Origin of the sequence: Variovorax boronicumulans (assembly GCF_030812215.1) — a bacterium.
Classification (GTDB): domain Bacteria; phylum Pseudomonadota; class Gammaproteobacteria; order Burkholderiales; family Burkholderiaceae_C; genus Variovorax; species Variovorax boronicumulans_C.
Map to the genome: position 1 here is coordinate 498,963 of NZ_JAUSSG010000004.1, position 20,331 is coordinate 519,293.

The 20,331-nt window shown below is 67.0% G+C and carries 17 protein-coding genes and 1 pseudogene; 4 read left to right on the forward strand and 14 right to left on the reverse strand.

Annotated elements, in window-relative coordinates; translation table 11 throughout:
* Window positions 1-21: 21 nt before the first annotated feature.
* The 11 genes and pseudogenes from J2W23_RS14315 to J2W23_RS14365 all read right to left on the reverse strand — a co-directional run bounded on the left by J2W23_RS14315 (window position 22) and on the right by J2W23_RS14365 (window position 12,107).
* Window positions 22-1,857, reverse strand: a complete 1,836-nt coding sequence (locus tag J2W23_RS14315; RefSeq protein WP_307649198.1) for an ATP-binding response regulator — start codon at window positions 1,855-1,857, stop codon at window positions 22-24.
* 166 nt (window positions 1,858-2,023) lie between these two features.
* A complete protein-coding gene (locus J2W23_RS14320; RefSeq protein WP_307649239.1) occupies window positions 2,024-2,302 on the reverse strand; it encodes a hypothetical protein in 279 nt (92 codons plus the stop codon).
* A gap of 109 nt (window positions 2,303-2,411) precedes the next feature.
* Window positions 2,412-2,651, reverse strand: a pseudogene (locus J2W23_RS14325) (amidase family protein); the annotation flags it as partial.
* 27 nt (window positions 2,652-2,678) lie between these two features.
* On the reverse strand, window positions 2,679-3,512 hold the full coding sequence (locus J2W23_RS14330) for a metallophosphoesterase (protein ID WP_307649199.1): 834 nt from the start codon (window positions 3,510-3,512) through the stop codon (window positions 2,679-2,681).
* On the reverse strand, window positions 3,509-5,170 hold the full coding sequence (gene treF / locus J2W23_RS14335; protein ID WP_307649200.1) for an alpha,alpha-trehalase TreF: 1,662 nt from the start codon (window positions 5,168-5,170) through the stop codon (window positions 3,509-3,511). The genes J2W23_RS14330 and treF overlap by 4 nt, the downstream gene beginning before the upstream one ends.
* An 86-nt stretch (window positions 5,171-5,256) precedes the next feature.
* The gene (locus tag J2W23_RS14340) at window positions 5,257-6,387 is read right to left on the reverse strand and encodes an acyl-CoA dehydrogenase family protein (protein WP_307649201.1); all 1,131 of its coding nucleotides are present in this window, start codon (window positions 6,385-6,387) and stop codon (window positions 5,257-5,259) included.
* 117 nt (window positions 6,388-6,504) lie between these two features.
* Complete coding sequence (locus J2W23_RS14345) at window positions 6,505-7,755, reverse strand: M20 family metallopeptidase (protein ID WP_176661586.1); 1,251 nt, start codon at window positions 7,753-7,755, stop codon at window positions 6,505-6,507.
* Window positions 7,756-7,850: 95 nt separating this feature from the next.
* The gene (locus J2W23_RS14350; RefSeq protein WP_307649202.1) at window positions 7,851-9,035 is read right to left on the reverse strand and encodes an acetyl-CoA C-acyltransferase; all 1,185 of its coding nucleotides are present in this window, start codon (window positions 9,033-9,035) and stop codon (window positions 7,851-7,853) included.
* A gap of 67 nt (window positions 9,036-9,102) precedes the next feature.
* Window positions 9,103-10,923, reverse strand: coding sequence for a bifunctional isocitrate dehydrogenase kinase/phosphatase (aceK, locus tag J2W23_RS14355; protein WP_307649203.1), 1,821 nt, complete (start codon window positions 10,921-10,923; stop codon window positions 9,103-9,105).
* A 14-nt stretch (window positions 10,924-10,937) separates the two neighbouring features.
* Entirely contained in the window at window positions 10,938-11,669 is a 732-nt protein-coding gene (gene can / locus J2W23_RS14360) for a carbonate dehydratase (RefSeq protein ID WP_176661583.1), read from the reverse strand.
* Between the two features lie 30 nt (window positions 11,670-11,699).
* Window positions 11,700-12,107, reverse strand: a complete 408-nt coding sequence (locus J2W23_RS14365; protein WP_176661582.1) for a MerR family transcriptional regulator — start codon at window positions 12,105-12,107, stop codon at window positions 11,700-11,702.
* Window positions 12,108-12,229: 122 nt separating this feature from the next.
* Between J2W23_RS14365 and J2W23_RS14370 the strand changes: the two genes are divergently transcribed.
* The 4 genes from J2W23_RS14370 to J2W23_RS14385 all read left to right on the forward strand — a co-directional run bounded on the left by J2W23_RS14370 (window position 12,230) and on the right by J2W23_RS14385 (window position 16,379).
* Window positions 12,230-13,300 (forward strand): MBL fold metallo-hydrolase, encoded by a 1,071-nt coding sequence (locus J2W23_RS14370; RefSeq protein WP_176661581.1) that lies wholly within the window; start codon window positions 12,230-12,232, stop codon window positions 13,298-13,300.
* A 17-nt stretch (window positions 13,301-13,317) separates the two neighbouring features.
* The gene (locus J2W23_RS14375; RefSeq protein WP_307649205.1) at window positions 13,318-14,625 is read left to right on the forward strand and encodes a leucine-rich repeat-containing protein kinase family protein; all 1,308 of its coding nucleotides are present in this window, start codon (window positions 13,318-13,320) and stop codon (window positions 14,623-14,625) included.
* Window positions 14,622-15,539 carry a pseudouridine synthase gene (locus tag J2W23_RS14380; protein WP_307649206.1) on the forward strand — a complete coding sequence of 306 codons (918 nt, stop codon included), beginning with the start codon at window positions 14,622-14,624 and terminating at the stop codon, window positions 15,537-15,539. Before J2W23_RS14375 ends, J2W23_RS14380 begins: the two co-directional genes overlap by 4 nt.
* A gap of 69 nt (window positions 15,540-15,608) precedes the next feature.
* Window positions 15,609-16,379: an SDR family oxidoreductase gene (locus J2W23_RS14385; RefSeq protein WP_176661578.1), complete on the forward strand. Its 771-nt coding sequence runs from the start codon at window positions 15,609-15,611 to the stop codon at window positions 16,377-16,379.
* A gap of 104 nt (window positions 16,380-16,483) precedes the next feature.
* Here the strand turns inward: J2W23_RS14385 and J2W23_RS14390 are convergent, their stop codons facing one another.
* Genes J2W23_RS14390 through J2W23_RS14400 form a run of 3 tightly spaced genes read right to left on the reverse strand, consistent with a single transcriptional unit; the run spans window position 16,484 to window position 20,189 of the window.
* Window positions 16,484-18,322 (reverse strand): IlvD/Edd family dehydratase, encoded by a 1,839-nt coding sequence (locus J2W23_RS14390; protein ID WP_307649207.1) that lies wholly within the window; start codon window positions 18,320-18,322, stop codon window positions 16,484-16,486.
* A complete protein-coding gene (denD, locus tag J2W23_RS14395) occupies window positions 18,322-19,338 on the reverse strand; it encodes a D-erythronate dehydrogenase (protein WP_307649208.1) in 1,017 nt (338 codons plus the stop codon). The genes J2W23_RS14390 and denD overlap by 1 nt, the downstream gene beginning before the upstream one ends.
* On the reverse strand, window positions 19,335-20,189 hold the full coding sequence (locus J2W23_RS14400; RefSeq protein ID WP_307649209.1) for a FadR/GntR family transcriptional regulator: 855 nt from the start codon (window positions 20,187-20,189) through the stop codon (window positions 19,335-19,337). The genes denD and J2W23_RS14400 overlap by 4 nt, the downstream gene beginning before the upstream one ends.
* Window positions 20,190-20,331: the final 142 nt, after the last annotated feature.

A 20,331-nucleotide genomic window follows, 5' to 3' on the forward strand; every position in this document is an offset into this window, starting at 1 on the left:
TCCGATGGGGCAACCCCGGAGCTATCCAGACCGGCTCGCAGCGATCGCGCCCTGCAGCGCCCGCGCATCGGCCGGCTTGTAGATGAGCGCATAGCCCGCGCGCTCGACTTCCACCCGGTTGGCATGCGCAGTTTCACCCGTCAGGATGACCACGTTGCGCGCCTTGCCGACCGCCTGCAGCGCCTGTGCGGCCGCCAGCCCCGAGAGGCCGCTGCCCAGCCGCAGGTCGCTCAACATCAGGTCGAACACCCCGCCGTGCTGCAGTGCCTCGCGCGGATTGGCGGCCAGCGCCACCTCGTGGCCCCAGCCGGCGAGCAGCGATCGCATCGCCTCGCGCACCGGCTGCTCGTCGTCGAGCACCAGGATGCGGATCGCGGAGGTCGTCGGGTCGGAACCCGACCCGGCGGGCCCGGCCAACTCCTCGGTCTCCGGCGCCGCCTGCGGCGCGGATGCCTCTTCCAGCACCAGCGAAAAGGTGCTGCCGCGCGCCGGTGCGGAGCGCACTTCGATGCGCGAGCCCATCACCTGCGCCATGCCAGCCACCAGCGACAGGCCCAGCCCGAGGCCGCGGCTGCGATCGCGGCCCGGGTTGTCGACCTGGAAGAACTCCTCGAACACATGCTCCCGGTGATGCGCCTCGATGCCCACGCCCGAATCGCGCACCTCGATGCGCCAGGCGGGCACGCCGTTCGCCGGGCGCTGAACCCGCCGCGCGAGCACGAAGACCGTGCCTTCGGGCGTGTACTTGATGGCGTTGTCGACCAGGTTGCCCAGCACGCGTGCGAGCATGCGCGCATCGGCCCGCACCACCGCCTCGGTCGGGCGGATGCGCAGCGCCAGGCCCTTGGCGTCGGCCAGCGCCGCAAAACGCCCGTCGAGCGACTGGAACAATGCATCCAGACGCAGGGGCTCCAGCCGCACCGGCGCCACGCCGCCATCGAGCTGCGCGATGTCCAGCAGCGCGTCGATGGAACCGCGCAGCGCATCGACGCTGTCGCGCATGAAGCGCAGGTTGTCCGCACTGGGCGCGCTGCGCGTGTCGAGTGCATCTACAAAAATCGCCAGCGCATGCATCGGCTGGCGCAGGTCGTGGTTGGCGGCCGCGAAGATGCGTGCGCGCTGCGCGGCCATCCGCGCCACATGGTCGAGCTGGCTCGACAGGGCCTCGGCCAGGCGCGCGTTCTCGAAGCCGTTCTCGATGGAGCGCACGATCAGCCGGTTCTGCTTGCGCGCGTAGTGCAGCGAGGCCAGCAGCTGCGACACCGCCAGGCACCCCATGATCACCGGCACGCTGCCCGGCTCCAGCACCAGCCGCAGCGCCAGGCTCAGGAACACCGGCACGCCGAAGCACATCGCGGCGAGCCACCACTGCGCGAGCGCGGCGATGATCACGCCGGTGGTGCCGCTCACGAAGAAATACATCAGGAGGATGTACGCAAGGTCGCCGTGCGGAAAGAAGAGCCACGGCGCCAGCGCCCACACCAGCCCCGGGAACAGCATGCGCAACTCGAGCCGGCGGCGCGTGCGGGCGGCCGAGGCGGCATCGATCGCCTGCGGGTCCACGCGGTGCAGGTGGCGGTGCATGTTCCATTGCATCGCATGCACCAGCACGGCCCACACCAGCGTGCCGCGGTCGCCGGTCAGCACGAGGAACAGGCCCCAGAACACCGCGGCGGTCATGGCCGCCGAAAGCGGCGTGTCGCGCGTGTCGACGATGTAGGCGCGCGCGAGGCTCTGGTCGACCAACGGGTTGGGATTGGGTGCCTCGACCCAGTAGCCGCGCAGCCGCTGCCAAAGGGAGGCGGACAGGGGCGTCTCGGGCGAAGGCGAAGGGAAAGGAGGCGGACTCGAAGACATGGGCGTGCAGCCCGCGATTCTGCGCGCTCCCCGTGACCGCACCGGGACATCCACCCTTGCCGACGGTGCGCACCTACCTGCGGCGCATCTTCGACAAGCTCGGCATCGAGCGCCGGTCGGCGCTGGCCGGGCTCGCCACGCGCTGAAAGGCCGGGCCGCCCTCGTCCTACTTAGCCTTGGGTGCGGGCAGGCGTCCCAGCACGCCTTCTACAGCCATGCCCACGGCGAGCAGCTTGCGGTCGCTGCCGGCAGGTCCGTCGAGTTCCAACCCGATGGGCAGCCCGCTGGTCGCGCCGAGGCCCGAGGGCAACTGCACACCCGGAATGCCGGCATTGCTGCCGGGGTCGGTGTTCTGGATCAGTGCGCCGAAGTTCTCGGGGCTGCTGGCTTCGGGTGCAGCGGCCAATGCCACGCGCGGCATCGGTGGCAGCGCGTGTGTCGGCATCGAGGTTCGCGTGGAAGGCCGGCACCACGCCCAGCCGCACGCGCTTGAGATCTGCAGGCTTGATCGCTGCGCCGCCCGCGATCACGCGGTCGAGCAGCGCGACGTCGGCCATCGACTGCGCCATCGGGCCCGCGGTGTCGCGGGTGTGCGAGATCGGCGCGATGCCCTGCTGCGAATAGCGACCCATGCTCGGACGCAATGACGCACAGCCGTTGAACGCGCACGGAATGCGCACCGAGCCGCCCGTGTCAGGGCCACGGCGAGGGAAACGGGTTTGGAAATGGACATGGCGAAGACCTCCGACGAAGAGGTCGCCATGCTGCGCCGCCGGCGTGTTCCTGTCTGTCATCGAAACCGATGACACGGACGGAAGGCGCTACTGGAACATCACCCACTCGGGCCGCATGTTGAACCGCACCGGCAGGATGCTCACGCCCAGCCCGCTCGTCACGTACATGCGATGGCCCTTGTGCGTGACCCAGCCGTAGGCCCACTCGCGTGGCGCGCGGCCCGGCACCACCAGCGCGCCGTAGCCCGGCACGCTGATCTGCCCGCCATGCGTGTGCGAAGCGACCACCAGTCCCTGCGTGCGCGGCATGGTCGCGAAGCTGAAGGGGTCGTGCATCATGACCAGCGTGGCCGCACCCTTGGGCACGCCGGCCAGCGCCTTGTCCGCCTCCGAATGGCCGGTCGAGTCGTCGCCGATGCCGACCACCCAGATGTCATGGCCCGGCAGGCGCACCGAGGCGTTCTCCAGCACGCGGATGCCCTGCGCAGACAGGGCCTTGGCCGTGCGTTCGCCGTCGTGCCACCAGTCGTGGTTGCCTAGCACCGCGTACACGCCCTGCGGCGCCTTCAAGCGGCCGAGCACGGCGGCCATGTTCTCGATGGAAAACGCCTCGTCGTCGCCCGAGCCCGCGAGGAAGTCGCCGGGCAGCAGGATCACGTCGGGCCGCGCCGCGTTGATCTCGTCGACGATGCGCGCGGCGCGCTCCGCGCTGGTGACGCGCCATGCCGAGCGCGTGGTGAGGTGCCAGTCGCCCGCCATCGCAACCTTGAGGCCGGCCGGCGGCTGCCACTGGGCCGAGCCCAACGGCTCGACGCGCGCCGCGACCCAGCGCGGCTCGACGACAAAACCCCACACCGCCAGCGCCGCGAGCACGAGTGCAGCGGCAATCCGGCCCCAGGGGCGTCTTCGGGGTTCGGTCAAGGCCGCTTCAATTCCGGATAGATCGCCATCAACTGCATGGCCACGCCGTTGGTCCAGCCAAAGCCGTCCTGCAACACGTATTCGCCGCCGCCGGCCTCGCCGCTGTTGTCGATCACGTTGTATTTCTCGACCAGCTTGCCGCTGCTGCCGTAGACCTGTTGCACCTTGCCCATCCAGCGCGTCGCGATGTCACGCGCGAGCGCATGCTGCCCATAGCGCCGGAGACCGTCTACCGCGACCCATTGCAAAGGCGCCCAGCCATTGGGCGCATCCCATTGCTGGTCGGTAGGAATCGGCGTCGTCACCAACCCATAGGGCTTCACCAGTTGCTTGCTTGTCCAATCGGCCACGCGCGCTGCCTGCGCCGGCTCCGCAAGGCCGACGAACAGCGGGTACAGCGTGGCGGCGCCCGGACGGCCGGTCGGCTGCTGCCTGATCCACTGGTAATCCTCGTAATAACCATCGGCTTCGTTCCACAGGTACTTCTGCACGGCCGCACGGCGGCGTTCGGCGCGTTGCGTGAAATCGGTGGTGCACGCGGTGTCCTGCACGCGCTCGCAGCCCAGGCGGATCGCGTTCTCCATGCCGTACAGCAGGCTGTTCAGGTCGACGGGCACGACCGCGGTGGTCTCGATGGTGGCCAGCGTCTTGCCGTCGGCGAACCAGCGGCTGCTGAAGTCCCATCCGCTCTCCGCGGCGGCGCGCACATCGCGATAGACCTCCGCGGCGGGACGGCTGCTTTTCCTGGCCAGCGCGACGTCTTCCGCATACGACTCGTCGCGCGGCACGGCGCGGTCGTCGTAGTAGCGGTTCAGCACGCTGCCGTCGGCCAGCGCCACCACGCGGCGGTGCGCGGTGCCGGGCTTGAGGTCCTTCGCGCCCTCCATCCAGAACGCGTATTCGCGCTGCAGCTGCGGCAAGTAGCGCGCGTAGGCGGCGGCTTCGTCCTGCGTGGACAGCAAGCCGACCATCTTGAAATAGAAAGGCGGCTGCGACCGGCTCAGGTAGTAGCTGCGATTGCCGTTCGGGATGTGGCCGTAGCGGTCGATCAGGCTCGCGAAATTGCCGACCATGTCGCGTATGGAGCGCGGCTCGCCGTTCTGCAGCAGGCCCAGCATGGTGAAGTAGGAGTCCCAGTAGTACACCTCGCGAAAGCGCCCGCCCGGCACCACGTAGGGACCGGGCAAGGGCAGCAGCGAGGAACCGGCCGCTGGCTTCTGCGGTTGCTGTGTCAGGTGCGGCCAGAGGCTGGCGATGTGCTGCGTGAGCGACTGCGAACGATCGCTGACGTAGACGTCGGCGTTGTCTTGCGGCAGATTGAAATGCTGCCGCACGAAGCCGGGCAGATCGAAACCGGGGCGGTCCTTTTCGCGCTTGTATTGCGCGGCGACGGCGGCCGGTGAACCTTTGGGTACGGCATCGACGAAAGTCTTACCGTCCTTGAAGACCTGCCCCAACTGCACCGCGGCGAACAGCTCCGGATACAGCGCGGAAGGCGGCGCCGGCCAGGCCGCGGCGGGCTTGGTGGCAACGAGTACTTCGGCATTCGCAGGCGCATTGAATCCACCGAATGCCAGGCTGGTTGCCACTGCTGCGGCCGCCGCGCCGATCGAGAAGCGCGGACGACGATGCAGCGTGGCCGCGAATGCCTGAGTCATGCGAGTCTCCCCTTTGTTGGTCGGCGGAAACTTTACATGAGGGGTGACGGTCGGCGACCGTCACCCTGTCGCCGGGCGGGACTTCATCAAGCCAGCGCGCGCTGGATCAGGAGCTTCTGAATGTCCGACGTGCCTTCGTAGATCTGGCACACGCGCACGTCGCGATAGATGCGCTCGAGCGGAAAGTCGTTCACGTAGCCATAACCGCCGAGCGTCTGGATCGCGGCGCTGCACACGCGCTCGGCCATCTCGCTTGCGAAGAGCTTGGCCATCGCCGCCTCCTTCAGGCACGGCAGGCTCGCATCGCGCAGGCTCGCGGCATGCCAGATGAGCTGGCGCGCGGCTTCGAGTTGCGTCGCGCATTCGGCAAGGCGAAAGCCCACGGCCTGCTGATCGAAGATCGAGCCACCGAAGGCCTGGCGCTCCTTGGCATAGGCCAGCGCCACGTCGAACGCGCTGCGCGCCATGCCCACGCTCTGCGCGGCGATGCCGATGCGGCCGCCTTCGAGCGCGCCGAGCGCGATCTTGTAGCCCTCGCCTTCGGCGCCGATGAGGTTCTCCGCGGGAATGCGGCAGCCGTCGAAGTTGATCTGCGCGGTGTCGCTGCTGTGCTGGCCGAGCTTGTCTTCCAGGCGCGCCACGGCGTAGCCGGGTGCATCGGTGGGCACGATGAACGCGCTCATGCCGCGCTTGCCCGCGCCCTTGTCGGTCACCGCGATGACGATGGCGACCTGCCCGTTCTTGCCGCTGGTGATGAACTGCTTCACGCCGTCGATCACGTAGCCGTCGGCGTCCTTGCGCGCGGTGGTGCGCAGGCTCGATGCATCGCTGCCGGCCTGCGGCTCGGTGAGGCAGAAGGCGCCGAGCATCCGGCCCTGCGCGAGCGGTTCGAGCCATTTCTTCTTTTGCTGCGCATTGCCGTAGCGCATGAGGATCGCGTTGACCGGGCAGTTGGTCACGCTGATCGCGGTGCTCGTGCCGCCGTCGCCGGCCGCGATTTCTTCCAACACCAGCGCGAGCGTGAGGTAGTCGAGACCCGCACCGCCGTGCTCCTCGGGCACGCAGATGCCGTAGGCGCCCAGCGCCGCGAGGCCCTGGTGCGCCTCCTTCGGAAAGCTGTGTTCGCGGTCCCACTTGGGAGCGTTGGGCCAGAGTTCGGCTTGCGAGAAATCGCGCACCGCGTCGCGGATGGCTTCCTGGTCGGCTGTCAACAACATAGCAATTCCTTTTCTGTGGATCGGCGGTCGCCGCCGGACCGCCCCAAGGCGGACCGCGCCTCCCCCTCGGGGGTGGAGTTACACGAGCAAAGCGAGTGAAAAGCCGGGGGGCACTATTTACTTGCCCGAGCCCAGGTCCATGATCAGGCGCGCTGCCATGTACAGGCGGCGCGGAATCGCGCTGATGTCCACGTACTCGGCCTTGTCGCTGTGATACCCGAAGCCCGGCAGGCCCAGGCTTTCGATCACCGGCTTGCCCGAGAGCGCGGCATAGGCTGCATCGGTGCCGCCGCCCGTGCGCTCTTCCACGCCGAGGTTGCCGCCGGCTTCCTTGTAGAAGGCCACGGCCTTGTCGACCAGCTTCTTGCCGCCTTCGCCTGCATTGAAGGCCGGACGGCCGCGCGTGACCAGCACCTTGACGTCGGCTTCGGGCAGCTTCTTCTGCTGCGCCTTTTCTTCGAGCGTCTTCATCGCGGCTTCGAAATCTTCGTTGCGCGCATAGCGCACGTCGGCGTTCAGCGTGGCGCTGGCCGGGATGATGTTCGACACGTTGCCGGCCTTGGCGATGGTCCAGTTGAAGCGCAGGTTCTTCGCCTTGTCGTCGATGCTCATCGTGCGCAGCACGAGGTCCGACGCTTCGACCAATGCGTTGACGCCCAGCTCGGGCGCTGCGCCCGCATGCGAGGCCTTGCCGGTAATGTTGACCTGCACGTAGGCAATGCCCGATGTGCCGAGCGACAGCTTCTCGTCGCCCGCGCTGGTGGGCTCGAACGAGAGCACGTAGTCGGCGAGCTTGGCTTCTTCCTGGATCAGGTCGCGCGAGCCGAAGGAGCCTTTTTCCTCGTCGGTGTTGAAGAGCACGGTGATGGTGCCGTAGTCGCGCACGCCGTAGTCCTTCAGGAGCTTCAACGTGTGCAGGATGACCGCGTTGCCGCCCTTGTCGTCGGCGATGCCGGGGCCGTAGGCCTTGTCGCCTTCGATCTTGAACGGCGCCTTGGCGAGCGTGCCCTTCAGATACACGGTGTCCATGTGCGACATCAGCAGCAGGTTCTTGCCGCCGCGGCCCTTGATCTTGCCGACGATGTTGTCGCCGACCACGATGCCGGCCGACTTGCTGCGCGTGACGGTGAAGCCCAGGTTCTTGAGCTCGCCTTCGAGGTAGTTGCCGGCCGCCGCAATGCCTTCGGCATCGCCCGTGCCGGTCTCGATGTTGACGAGCTTTTCCAGCGTCTTGATGACGGCGGGCTGCTCGTCGGTGGCGGCCTGGAAGAGCACGTTGTCGCGCTTCTGCGCCCAGCTGGCGGCGGGCGCCAGGAAGGCGGTGGCCAGCAGGGCGGCCAGGGCGGTACGGTGAATGGATGGGCGCATGAAAAAACTCCTGCTCTAACGCGATGTCTGATTGTTGAAATGCCGGATGGCGAAAGCCGGCGCGCCCTCCCTCGGACGCCGCCGGCCCGTGCTGCTTATAGCAATTCGAGTGCCACGGCGGTGCCTTCGCCGCCGCCGATGCACAGCGTCGCCACGCCGCGCTTCTTGCCGCGCGCCTTCAGCGCATGAATGAGCGTGACCATGATGCGCGCACCGCTCGCGCCGATCGGGTGGCCCAGCGCGCAGGCGCCGCCGTTCACGTTCACGATCTCGTGCGACACGTCGAGTTCGTGCATCAGCGCCATCGGCACCACGGCGAAGGCTTCGTTCACTTCCCAGAGGTCCACGTCCTTCACGGTCCAGCCGGTCTTCTTGAACAGCTTGGTGACCGCGCCGACGGGAGCGGTGGAGAACCACTCAGGCTCCTGCGCATGCGTGGCGTGGCCGACGATGCGGGCGATGGGCCTGGCGCCGATCTTCTTGGCGTGCGACTCGGTCATCATGACCAGCGCAGCGGCACCGTCGTTGATCGACGAGCTCGATGCGGCGGTGATGGTGCCGTTCTCTTTCTTGAACGCGGGCTTGAGCGTGGGGATCTTGTCCAGCTTGACCTTGCCCGGGCCTTCGTCGATGGAGATCACGGTGTCGCCGCCGCGGCCCTTCACGGTGACGGGGGTGATCTCTTCCTTGAACGCACCCGACTCGGTCGCGGCCTTGGCACGCTGCACGCTTGCGATGGCGAAGGCGTCTTGCTGCTCGCGGGTGAAGTTGTACTTGGCGGCGCAGTCTTCGCCGAAGGTGCCCATCGAGCGGCCCGGCTGGTAGGCGTCTTCCAGGCCGTCGAGCATCATGTGGTCATAGATCTTGTCGTGGCCCATGCGGTAGCCGCCGCGGCCCTTGAGCATGAGGTAAGGCGCGTTGGTCATGCTTTCCATGCCGCCCGCGACGATGACGTCGTGCGTGCCGGCCAGCAGCAGGTCGTGCGCGAGCATCGCGGCCTTCATGGCCGAGCCGCACATCTTGCTGAGCGTGACCGCGCCCGCGCTGTCGGGCAGGCCGCCCTTGTAGGCCGCCTGGCGCGCCGGCGCCTGGCCCTGGCCGGCCATGAGGCAGTTGCCGAACAGCACTTCGCCCACGCTCTCGGGTGCGATGCCGGCGCGTTCGACGGCGGCCTTGATGGCAGCGCCGCCGAGGTCGTGCGCGGAGAGGGAAGAAAAGTCGCCTTGAAAGCCACCCATGGGGGTGCGGGCGGCGCCGACGATGACGATGGATTCGGACATGGTGGTCTCCTTCTTTGAATGCAAATGCGAAAGTGAAACGGTCGACTGCGGCCACGGCCGCAGCCGGTCAGAAATGGGTCGCGTGCCCCTCGTGCTGGAAGCGCTGCGATTCCTCGTACGGGAACACATCGAGCATCTGCCCCGCCTGGATGCGTTCCTTGTGGTGCTGCCAGAAGGCGGCGTCGAGCAGGTCGGCGTGGTGCGCCATGAAGGCGGCGCGCACGTCCTTGTTGCCGAGCAGGAAGGGCTCGAAGGTCTCGGGGAACACGTCCTTCGGGCCCACCGAGTACCAGACCTCGCCGCTCATCTCGTCTTCTTCGTTGCGCGGCGCGGGAACCTTGCGGAACTTGCAGTCGGTGATGTATTCGATCTCGTCGTAGTCGTAGAACACGACCTTGCCGCCGCGCGTGACGCCGAAGTTCTTCCACAGCATGTCGCCGGGAAAGATGTTCGCCGCCACCATGTCCTTGATGGCGTTGCCGTACTCGACCACCGCGTGCTCCAGCTGCTCCTTCGCGCGCTTGGCGTGCGCTGGACTCTCCGGGTGCGCCAGCGTGTCGAAGGCTTCCTGCAGGTAGATGTTCAGCGGGATCATGCGGCGCTCGATGTAGACGTGCTTGAGCACGACTTCCATTTCCCCATTGCCGTCGCGGTCGCCGATCTCGAGCTGGCTGGGCGCGAACTTCTGGATCTCCTCGATCAGCTCGGGCTCGAAGCGGTCGAGCGGAAAACCCACGTCGCTGTACTCCAGCGTGTCGGCCATGCGGCCCACGCGGTCGTGCTGCTTCACGAGCATGTACTTGCCCTTGATCTGCTCGCGCGTGGTGTCCTTCTGCGGCGGATAGAAGTCCTTGATGACCTTGAACACGAACGGGAACGACGGCAGGTCGAACACCAGCATGACCATGCCCTTGATGCCGGGCGCGATGCGAAAGCGGTCGCTCGAATAGTTCAGGTGCGAGAGAAAGTCGCGGTAGAAGAGCGTCTTGCCCTGCTTGGCGAGGCCGAGCGCGTTGTAGATTTCGGCGCGGGGCTTGCGCGGCATGAGCGAGCGCAAGAATTGCACCCAGGCCGAAGGCACTTCCATGTCGACCATGAAATAGGCGCGCGCAAAGCTGAAGAGCATCTGCAGGTCGTCTTCGCCGAAGAGCGCCGCATCGATGTAGAACTTGCCGGTGCTGTCGTGCAGGATGGGGAGCGAGAACGGAATCTCGGTGAAGCCGTTCATGATCTTCCCGACCACGTACGCGCCCTTGTTCCGGAAGAAGAGGCCCGAGAGCACCTGCAGCTGGAAGTTGGCGCGCAGCTTCACCTGCTGAAAGCGGTTCAGGATGACGTGCGCCACGCGCTCGGCATCGCGCCGCTTGTTGGCATAGCTCCCCTGCAGCGCGAAGTCGTCGAGCATCTGCTCGATGGTGTCGACGAGCGTGTCGTGCGCGGGGTAATAAGGGCGATAGGTCGGCGCGCCGCGCGGCTCGATGTACTCGGTGCTGATCGCGGGCCGCACGAAGATGAAGTCGTTCTGGAAGTACGCGCGGTGCAGGATCTTGGTGGTCACCGAGTTGAAGAAACTCTCGGCCAGCTCGGGCTGGTGATGGTCCACCAAGAGGCCGATGAAGTGCAGCTTGACCTGGTGCCACACCTCCATCGGCTGGTCGCCGGCCCTGAACTCCTTCTCGAGCCGGGCCACGGCCTCGTTCACGCGCAGGTCGTAGAACTCGATGCGCTCGCGCTGCGCCCGCTGCTGGCCGTGCCAGTCGGCGGTTTCGAAACGGTGCTTGGCGCGCGCCGATTCGGCGCGGAACAACCGGTAGTGCCGGTTGAACCCATCGATCATCGCCTTGGCGATGTCGTAGGCCAGCGGTGAATCGAGGCGCTGCGGGAACATGAGCCCGGGCCGGTTTACTTTGCCGTGCCTTCGGTGCCGTCTGCGCCCGCCTGCGCGGAGGGCGATGCAAGCGCCGCGCCCGCCGGCTTGCTCCACTTGTAGCGGATGCGCTGCACCGCGGCCTTGTACGCCGTATCCAGCGGCTTGGCGCCGTCGACGCTCAGGCCCAGGTCCTGCAGGAGGCCGTCGTGCACGCCGAAGGTCCAGCCGTGGATCTGCACCTTCTGGCCGCGCGCCCAGGCATCGACCATGACAGTGCTCACGGCCACGTTGACCACCTGCTCGGCCACGTTGAGTTCGCACAGGGCATCGACGCGCACTTCTTCGGGCAGGCTTTCGATCATCACACTGTGGCGGTCGCGCACGTCCTGGATGTGGCGGATCCAGTTGTCGGCCAGGCCGATGCGCTTGCCGCTGAGCGCGGCCTTCACGCCCGCGCAGCCGTAGTGGCCCACCACCATGATGTGCTCGACCTTCAGGTGCTCCACCGCGAATTGGATCGCCGAGAGCGCATTCAGATCAGAGTGCACCACGATGTTGGCGACATTGCGGTGCACGAACACTTCGCCGGGTTCCAGGCCGGTGATCTGGTTGGCGGGTACTCGGCTGTCGGAGCAGCCGATCCACATGTAGCGCGGCGTCTGCTGCTTCACCAGGCTGGTGAAGAAGCCGGGGCGGTCGCGTTCCATTTGTGCGGACCAGGCACGGTTGTGGGCGAACAGGTCTTCGAGGTTGTTGTCGGACATAGATCGTGATTGTCGATGAGTCGTGGCCGGTCAGGACACCCGGGGGGACTTGGCCGCCTTCTTGGCTTTCGCCAACGTGGCGCGGCCCTTCTTCTCGTGTGCGCGCACTTCCGCGAGGTTGGCCTGCAGTTCGGCCAACTGCGCTTCGAGCTGGGCACGGTGAGCGCCCAGCACGCCGAGAAACTTCTGCAGCTGCGGCACGGTGTCGCGCGGGCTGTCGTACATGTCCAGGATGTCCTTGGCCTCCGTGAGGCTCAAGCCCAGGCGCTTGGCGCGCAGCGTGAGCGTGAGCCGCGCCCGGTCGCGCGCGCTGTACACCCGCTGCAGGCCGGCACGCTCGGGCGTGAGCAGGCCCATGTCCTCGTAGAAGCGGATCGCCCGCGTCGTGAGGTCGAACTCCTTCGCGAGCTCGCTGATGGTGAAGGTTGGCGTGGACATGCGGATGAAAGAACGTTCCGAAAAACGCCTGGAGGGGTGTTATGGGGGCGACAGCAGGTTTTTGCCGCGATCCCTACAATGGTGCCACCTACACATGACGTTTACGTAAACGTCAATCTTACATGAACCTCCTCGAACGCGAACTCCACTACACCCTGGGCGACACCCTGCCCGGGCCCGGCGAAGCCCTGGAGGTCGCGCCCGGCGTGCGCTGGATCCGCATGCGGCTGCCCTTTGCGCTGGATCACATCAACCTCTGGCTGCTGCGCGACACGATCGATGGTGTCGACGGCTGGACGGTGGTCGACTGCTGCATCTCGCACGACGAGGCCCGCAAGCAATGGGAGCAGATATTCGAGACGCAGCTCGAAGGCCTGCCGATTCTGCGCGTGATCGTCACCCACATGCACCCCGACCACATCGGCCTGGCCGATTGGCTCTGCAAACGCTGGAATGCGCCGTTGTGGATCAGCGCCACCGACTACCACGTGGCCCGCGTGCTGAGCACCGCCGGCGACACGCTCGCGGGCGGCGATGCGGCGGCGGACTTCTTCGCCTCGCACGGCATGACCGACCCGGTGGGCATCGCCAAGATCCGAGCGCGCACCAACTACTACGCGAACATGGTGCCTTCGGTGCCCGACCGGTACGTGCGCATGATGGACGGCGACATCGTGACCATCGGCGGACGCGGCTGGCGCTGCATCAGCGGCTACGGCCATGCGCCCGAACACATCGCGCTGTACTGCGACGAGCAGAAGCTGCTCCTGGGCGGCGACATGATGCTGCCCCGCATCTCGACCAATGTGAGTGTGCACGCGGGCGAGCCCGAGGCCAACTCGCTGCGGCTCTTTCTGGACAGCATCGACAAGTTCAAGGCGCTGCCGGTCGACACCGTGGGGCTGCCCTCGCACGGCAAGCCGTTCACCGGCATCCATCGCCGCGTCGACCAGTTGCAGGAACATCACCGCGACCGGCTGGCCGAGCTGCTCGAAGCCTGCACGGCGCGCGCGCTCACAGCCGCCGAGGGCCTGCCGATCCTCTTCAAGCGCGAACTCGACCTGCACCAGATGACCTTCGCGATGGGCGAGACGGTGGCGCACCTGCACCTCCTGTGGTTCTCGGGCCAGGTCAAGCGCGAACTCGGCAAAGACGGCGTCTACCGCTTCGGCCCCCGGACCACCGTCGCCTAGGGATTTAGACTCGGCGGATGGACACACTGGCCGAGCTGCGCGCGGGTCGGCTGGCAGGCGCCACCAGGCTCGACCTCTCGTGCGGACTCACCGAGTTCCCGCGCGAGGTCTTCGACCTTGCCGATTCGCTCGAAACACTGAATCTCTCCGGGAATGCGCTCGATGCGCTCCCCGACGACCTGGGCCGTCTGCACAAGCTGCGGGTGCTGTTCTGCTCCGACAACCGCTTCACGACGCTGCCCGAATCCATCGGCGGCTGCCATGGCATCGAAATGGTCGGCTTCAAGGCCAACCGCATCGCGCACGTGCCGGCCGCTGCGTTGCCAGCATCGCTGCGCTGGCTGATCCTCACGGACAACCAGATCAGCGAAGTACCCGACACGCTCGGCCATTGCACGCGGATGCAGAAGCTGATGCTGGCGGGCAACCGGTTGAGTCGGCTGCCTGAGTCAATGACTGCGCTGCAGCAGCTCGAACTGCTGCGCCTCTCCGCCAACCGTTTCGAGGCGCTGCCCGAGTGGTTGCTCTCCTTGCCGCGCCTCTCGTGGCTCGCGGCTGCCGGCAACCCGTTCGATACCCAAGCCGAAGGCGCAGCCATCACCGCGCAGTCGGTGCCGCATGTCGATTGGCACGACCTTGTGCTCGGCAAGAAGCTTGGCGAAGGCGCATCGGGCGTGATCCACCAGGCCACGCTGGCGCCATCGCAGCAGCAAGTCGCGGTCAAGCTCTTCAAGGGCGCGGTCACCAGCGACGGCTGGCCGCACAGCGAAATGGCCGCCTGCATCGCGGCCGGCGCGCACCCCACGCTGATCGCCGCGCAGAGCCGGATCGACAGCCACCCCAAGGGCACAGAGGGCCTCGTGATGCCGCTGGTTCCGCCCTCTTTCCGCACGCTGGCGGGGCCACCGAGTCTCGCTTCTTGCACACGCGACATCTATGCGGACGATGCGAAGTGGACCGCCGACGTCGCCCAACGCATCGCAGGCGACATCGCCTCGGCCATGCAGCACCTGCACGCACGCGGCATCCTCCACGGCGATCTCTACGCGCACAACATCCTGTGGAATGCGCAAGGCGGCGGCCGTCTCGGCGACTTCGGCGCCGGCTGGATGACGGGCTCGCTCGATGCAAGCCAGACCGCTGCCTTGCAGCGCCTGGAAATTCGCGCCTTCGGCTGCCTGCTCGAAGAACTGCTCGCGCGCTGCAGCGATGCGCAACCCACCGCCATGTCCGTGCTGAAGGAGCGCTGCATGCAACCCGACGTCGCCTCGCGCCCATCGTTCGACGAAGTGCTGCGCGTGCTGCAACAGGAAGCCGCATCGTGAGTCGCCCGCGCCAGACACCGCCGCTGCCCACGCGCGACGGCGTCGGTCCGAGTTGCGTCGGCCTGCCGTACGGGCCCTGGCCGACCATCGCCGAGTTCCTCATCGAGCGCTTTCCGGCGATCACGCGCGACGCGTGGCTGGAACGCATCGCGGCCGGCGACGTGATCGACGAGCACCGCATGCCCGTCACCCTCGAGCGCCGCTACGAATCGCCGCTGCGCGTCTACTACTACCGCACGCTCGACGGCGAAGTGCACATCCCCTTCGAGGAGCAGGTGCTGTTCCAGGACGACGAGCTCGTCGTGGCCGACAAGCCCCCGTTCCTCCCGGTCACGCCGACCGGCAAGTACCTGCAGGAAAGCCTGCTGGTGCGGCTCAAGCGCAAGCTGAACATCGACGACCTCGTGCCGCTGCACCGCATCGACCGCAGCACCTCCGGCCTCGTGCTGTTCTCGGTGCGCCGCGAAACGCGCGGCACCTACCAGCAGATGTTTCCGGAGCGCCGCATCGCCAAGCACTACGAGGCGGTGGTGCCATGGCAGGAAGGCGTCTCGTCGGTGCCCGACACCTACCGCAGCCGTCTCGTCGACGACGAGCACTTCATGCGCATGCGCGAAGAACCGGGCGAGCCCAACTCCGAGACGCGCATCGAAGTGCAGGAAGTACGGGGCGATCGCGCGCTGCTGCGGCTCTCGCCCGTCACCGGCCGCAAGCACCAGCTGCGTGTGCACTGCCTCGCGCTCGGCATGCCGATCGAGAACGACCCCATCTACCCCGTGCTGCTGCCCGAGAACACCGACGACTTCGACAAGCCCCTGCAGCTGCTGGCCAAGTCCGTCGCTTTCCAGGACCCGGTGACGGGCGACCTGCGCAGCTTCACCAGCCCCCGAAGCCTGTCGCTGGCACCAAGGTGACGCGGCGCGGGCACGCTCCGCACTAAGCTCGTTTCCTGAAATTCTTTCATTTCAGGAGACACCCGCATCATGGACACCACCCAACTCTTCTCGCTGAAGGGCCGCACCGCCCTGATCACCGGCGGCTCGCGCGGCATCGGCCGCATGATCGCCGAGGGCTTTCTGGCCCAGGGCGCGCGCGTGTACATCTCGGCGCGCAAGGCCGCCGCCTGCGACCAGACCGCCAAGGAGCTCTCGGCCTTCGGCCATTGCGTCTCGCTGCCGGCGGACGTGTCCACGGTCGAAGGTGCGCAGGGCCTAGTCGATGCCTATGCGAAGCATGAAGGCTCGCTCGACATCCTGGTCAACAACGCCGGTGCCGCCTGGGGCGCGCCCTATGCGGAGTTTCCCGAGAGCGGCTGGGACAAGGTGGTCGACCTGAACCTGAAGACGCCCTTCTTCCTGACCCAGGCGCTCACGCCGATGCTCAAGAAGGCCGCGACCGATCACCTGTCGAAGGTGATCAACATCGCATCGATCGACGGCATCTCTGTGAACCCGCAGGAAACGTATTCGTATGCGGCCAGCAAGGCCGGCCTGATCCAGCTCACGCGCCGCATGGCACTGCGCCTCGCGCAAGAGCGCATCGTGGTGAGCGCCATCGCACCGGGCGCGTTCGCCTCCGACATGAACAAGGACGCGCGCGACCACGGCGACGAGGTCAAGGGCCGCATTCCCGCAGGCCGCATCGGCACGCCGGAAGACATGGCCGGCGCCGCGATCTACCTCGCCTCGCGCGCGGGCGACTACGTGATGGGCTCCACGCTCATCGTCGACGGCGGCGTGACGCACGCGCGCTGAGCGCCTGAAGCTTGCAGAAATAAAAAGCCGTTCACGCTGAGCCTGTCGAAGCGCCGCGCAAGGCTTCGACAAGTTCAGCCCGAACGGCTGTGGCTCTTACGGGGTCAGTGGTTGTCGCGCGGCACGCCGAAGGTGGCGTGAATCTTCTGGTACTTGATCGCCGGCTTGAGCACCATGCCCTCGGAAAGCTCATCGACCACCGCGCGCTGGATCTCCTGCCACGGCGTCTGGCTCGGCGGGTACGCATAGCCGCCGGCGGCCTCGAGCTTCTGGCGGCGCTTGGCCAGCTCTTCGTCGGAGACCAGCATGTTCGCGGTGCGCTTCTTCAAATCGATGCGCACGCGGTCGCCGGTCTTCAGCAACGCCAATGCACCGCCCGTCGCGGCCTCGGGCGAGGCATTCAGGATCGATGGCGACCCCGACGTACCCGACTGCCGTCCATCGCCAATGCAGGGCAGCGCAGTGATGCCCTTCTTCAGCAGGTAGGCCGGCGCCCGCATGTTCACCACCTCGGCCGCGCCGGGGTAGCCGACCGGCCCGACGCCGCGCATGAACAGGATGCTGTGCGCGTCGATCTTCATCTTCGGATCGTCGATGCGGCGGTGATAGTCCTCGGGTCCGTCGAACACCACGGCCGTACCTTCGAAGGCCATCGGGTCGGCCGGGTCCTCCAGGTAACGGCTGTGGAACTCGGGCGTGATCACGCTGGTCTTCATGATCGCGGAGTCGAAGAGGTTGCCGCTGAAATCGAGGAAGCCGGCGTTCTTCATCATCGGCTTGGCATACGGGAAGATCACCTTCCGGTCTTCGGTGAAGCGGCCTTCGCAGTTCTCGATGATCGTCTTGCCGTTGACGGTGAGCGCAGGCTGGATCTTGCCCTTGGCGATCAGCTCGGCCACCACGGCCGGCACGCCGCCCGCGCGGTAGTAGTCCTCGCCCAAATACTCGCCCGCAGGCTGCAGGTTGACCAGCAGCGGAATCTTGTAGCCGTGCTTTTCCCAGTCGCCGGTGGTCAGCGGAACGCCGATGTGGCGCGCGATGGCGTTCAGGTGGATCGGTGCGTTGGTCGAACCGCCGATGGCCGAGTTCACGACGATCGCGTTCTCGAAGGCGGCGCGCGTCAGGATGTCCGAGGGCTTGAGGTTCTCGCGCACCATCTCGACGATGCGCTTGCCGGTCATGTAGGCCATTTCCTGGCGGTCGCGGTACGGCGCGGGAATCGCGGCGCTGCCGGGCAGCGTCATGCCGAGCGCCTCGGCCAGCGAGTTCATCGTGGAGGCCGTGCCCATGGTGTTGCAGTGGCCGGTCGATGGCGCCGAAGACGCCACGAGCTTCAGGAAACCGGTCTCGTCGATCTCGCCCGCGGCCAGCAGCTCGCGCGCCTTCCAGACGATGGTGCCCGAGCCCGTGCGCTCGCCCTTGTACCAGCCGTTGAGCATCGGCCCGGAGTTCAGCGCAATGGCCGGGATGTCGACCGTGGCCGCGGCCATCAGCTGCGCCGGCGTGGTCTTGTCGCAGCCGGTGGTCAGCACCACGCCGTCGAGCGGGTAGCCATAAAGAATTTCGACCAGCGAGAGGTACTGCAGGTTGCGGTCGAGCGAAGCGGTCGGGCGCTTGCAGGTCTCCTGGATCGGATGGATCGGAAACTCGAACGCGATGCCGCCCGCGTCGCGGATGCCCTCGCGCACGCGCTCGGCCAGCACCAGGTGATGGCGGTTGCAGGGCGCGATGTCGGAGCCCGTCTGCGCGATGCCGATGATCGGACGGCCCGATTGCAGTTCGTCGAGGCCGAGGCCGAAGTTCATGGTGCGCTCGATGTAGAGCGCCGTCATGTCGGTGTTGGCCGGGTTGTCGAACCACTCCTGCGAGCGCAGCTTGAGCGCGCCCCCGGATTTCCTCGACGCACTCTTGGACTTGGACGTGGGGCTTTTCTTCTTGCTCATCAGGACATTCCCTTCAGGGTTTCTGCCGCATTCGGAAGCGCGGCGCAATCGGCGATGTATTGGCGAATGATGTCTGCGAAATTCTCGTGCGGATGGAGACCGAGCCGCGCCGCGCGCTCGGCCGTGGCGCCCGCGGGCCAGTTGGCCACGATGCCGGCGATGCGCTCGTCGCGCTCAAAGCGCACCAGCGCGCGCACCTTGGGGCCGGCCACTTCCTCGAGTGCATCGAGCATGTCGCTCACGCGCACGTTGAGCGCCGGCAGGTTGAGCGCGGCGCGCCCGCCGAAGGCCTCGCGGCTGGCTTCATAGACGGCGATGAGGCCATCGACCGTGTGGGCCGGCGAAGTCATCGGGTGCGACACGTCGGGCGACACCGGGCAGATCGATTCCACGCCCGCGAGCGGCTCGCGGATGATGCCGCTGAAGAACGACGACGCGGCACCGTTCGGGCGGCCCGGCCGCACGGTGACGGTCATGAGTCGCGCGGCGCGGCCGTCGATGTAGCCCTTGCGCGTGTAGTCGGAAATGAGGTGCTCGCACACCAGCTTCTGCGTGCCGTAGGAGGTCTGCGGCAGCGGCAGCGTGTCGTCGGCCACCAGCGTGGGCAGCGGCACCGAGGGGTCGGGCCCGAACACCGCGACCGAGCTGGAGAACACCAGCCGCGTCACCTTGCCGCCCGCACCGACGTTGGCGCGCAGCGCATCGAGCAGTGCGCGCGTGCTGTCGAGGTTGGAGCGCAGGCCGAGTTCGAAGTCGGCCTCGCATTCGCCCGACACGGCCGAGGCAAGATGGAACACGCCGTCGAAGGCTTCCGTCTTCAGCGCCTCGGTCTGCGCAAGCAGCGGGCCGGTGCGGGCCTCGACGCGGGCATCGGCCAGCAGGTCGGCCGGCGGCGGCGCGATGTCGGTCAGCACCAGCCGCTCGATGCGCTGGCCGGCCAGCGTGCCGCGCGCGAGCAGCGCACGTGCAAGTCGGGAGCCGACGAAGCCGCCGCCTCCGGTGATCAACAGTTTCATGGGGTGTCCCTTTTCGTCCTCTTGGTGGTGCCGGTTGTGCGTTTGGCGGTGGTTGCGGGCGCGGCATTGCGCATCGCGCGCGCCGCGGCACGACGGCGCTGCCCCGTGATGACCCCGCCTTCGACGAGCCGCTGCTCGCCGCGGATCAGGTGTTGCGTCGCGTGATGCCGCGCAGCCACGGGGTCGCGCGCCGCGATGGCCTCGACGATGGCGCGGTGCTCGTTCTGCACCGCCTCCATGAAGTCGAGCCGGCGCGCCTCGTTGCCGCGCGTGATGCGCATGCCTTCGCGCAGGTACTGCTCGAGAAAACCGAGCAACAAACGGAACTGCGGATTGCCGGTGGCCTCGCCGATCACACGATGGAAGGCGAGGTCTTCGGCCACGCCGTCCTGTCCTGCCGCCGCAGCCGTGTCGATGGCCTTCAGTGCGCGCCGCAGCGCCGCGATCTGGCTGCGCGTTGCGCGCTTGGCCGCGAGCGCGGCGATCTCGCCTTCGAGCACGCGACGCACCTCGACCACATGGACCACCGCCTGCACCGACTCGAGCACCGCGGGGTCGAAAGCGAGCGGACGGTTCAGCGGCGCCTGCGCCACGAAGCAGCCGAGGCCCTGCCGCGAAGTGACCAGCGCTTGCGACTTGAGCTGGTGCACCGCCTCGCGCACCACGGTGCGCGAGACGCCGTGCGAGGCCGCGAGTTGCTGTTCGGTGGGGAGCCGATCGCCGGGTCGCAGCGCGCCTGTTTCGATCTGCGCAGCCAGCCGCGAAGCGAGCCGGTCAGACAGGCGGTCCGTGACCAGAGGAAAGGATTCTGAGAGGGCGGAGGCCTGCACGGCAGCGGGGAAGTGGAGCACGGTTATCGGGTCATCATACAAGTCAACCGGGATTTTCTCGTACCGGTTTGCCCTGATACCGGTTTCAAAAACGAGTACCGATACTGCGCGGGCTGCGATGCGGAGGTCTCCGTGTTGCTTGGCTTTCCTTCCCGCGATTTGT

Coding starts and splice junctions, on each gene's coding strand:
- J2W23_RS14315 (WP_307649198.1), bottom strand. CDS start 1,857: ATGTCTTCGAGTCCGCCTCCTTTCCCTTCGCCTTCGCCCGAGACGCCC.
- J2W23_RS14320 (WP_307649239.1), bottom strand. CDS start 2,302: ATGCCGACACACGCGCTGCCACCGATGCCGCGCGTGGCATTGGCCGCT.
- treF (WP_307649200.1), bottom strand. CDS start 5,170: ATGACTCAGGCATTCGCGGCCACGCTGCATCGTCGTCCGCGCTTCTCG.
- J2W23_RS14340 (WP_307649201.1), bottom strand. CDS start 6,387: ATGTTGTTGACAGCCGACCAGGAAGCCATCCGCGACGCGGTGCGCGAT.
- J2W23_RS14345 (WP_176661586.1), bottom strand. CDS start 7,755: ATGCGCCCATCCATTCACCGTACCGCCCTGGCCGCCCTGCTGGCCACC.
- J2W23_RS14350 (WP_307649202.1), bottom strand. CDS start 9,035: ATGTCCGAATCCATCGTCATCGTCGGCGCCGCCCGCACCCCCATGGGT.
- aceK (WP_307649203.1), bottom strand. CDS start 10,923: ATGTTCCCGCAGCGCCTCGATTCACCGCTGGCCTACGACATCGCCAAG.
- can (WP_176661583.1), bottom strand. CDS start 11,669: ATGTCCGACAACAACCTCGAAGACCTGTTCGCCCACAACCGTGCCTGG.
- J2W23_RS14365 (WP_176661582.1), bottom strand. CDS start 12,107: ATGTCCACGCCAACCTTCACCATCAGCGAGCTCGCGAAGGAGTTCGAC.
- J2W23_RS14370 (WP_176661581.1), top strand. CDS start 12,230: ATGAACCTCCTCGAACGCGAACTCCACTACACCCTGGGCGACACCCTG.
- J2W23_RS14375 (WP_307649205.1), top strand. CDS start 13,318: ATGGACACACTGGCCGAGCTGCGCGCGGGTCGGCTGGCAGGCGCCACC.
- J2W23_RS14385 (WP_176661578.1), top strand. CDS start 15,609: ATGGACACCACCCAACTCTTCTCGCTGAAGGGCCGCACCGCCCTGATC.
- J2W23_RS14390 (WP_307649207.1), bottom strand. CDS start 18,322: ATGAGCAAGAAGAAAAGCCCCACGTCCAAGTCCAAGAGTGCGTCGAGG.
- denD (WP_307649208.1), bottom strand. CDS start 19,338: ATGAAACTGTTGATCACCGGAGGCGGCGGCTTCGTCGGCTCCCGACTT.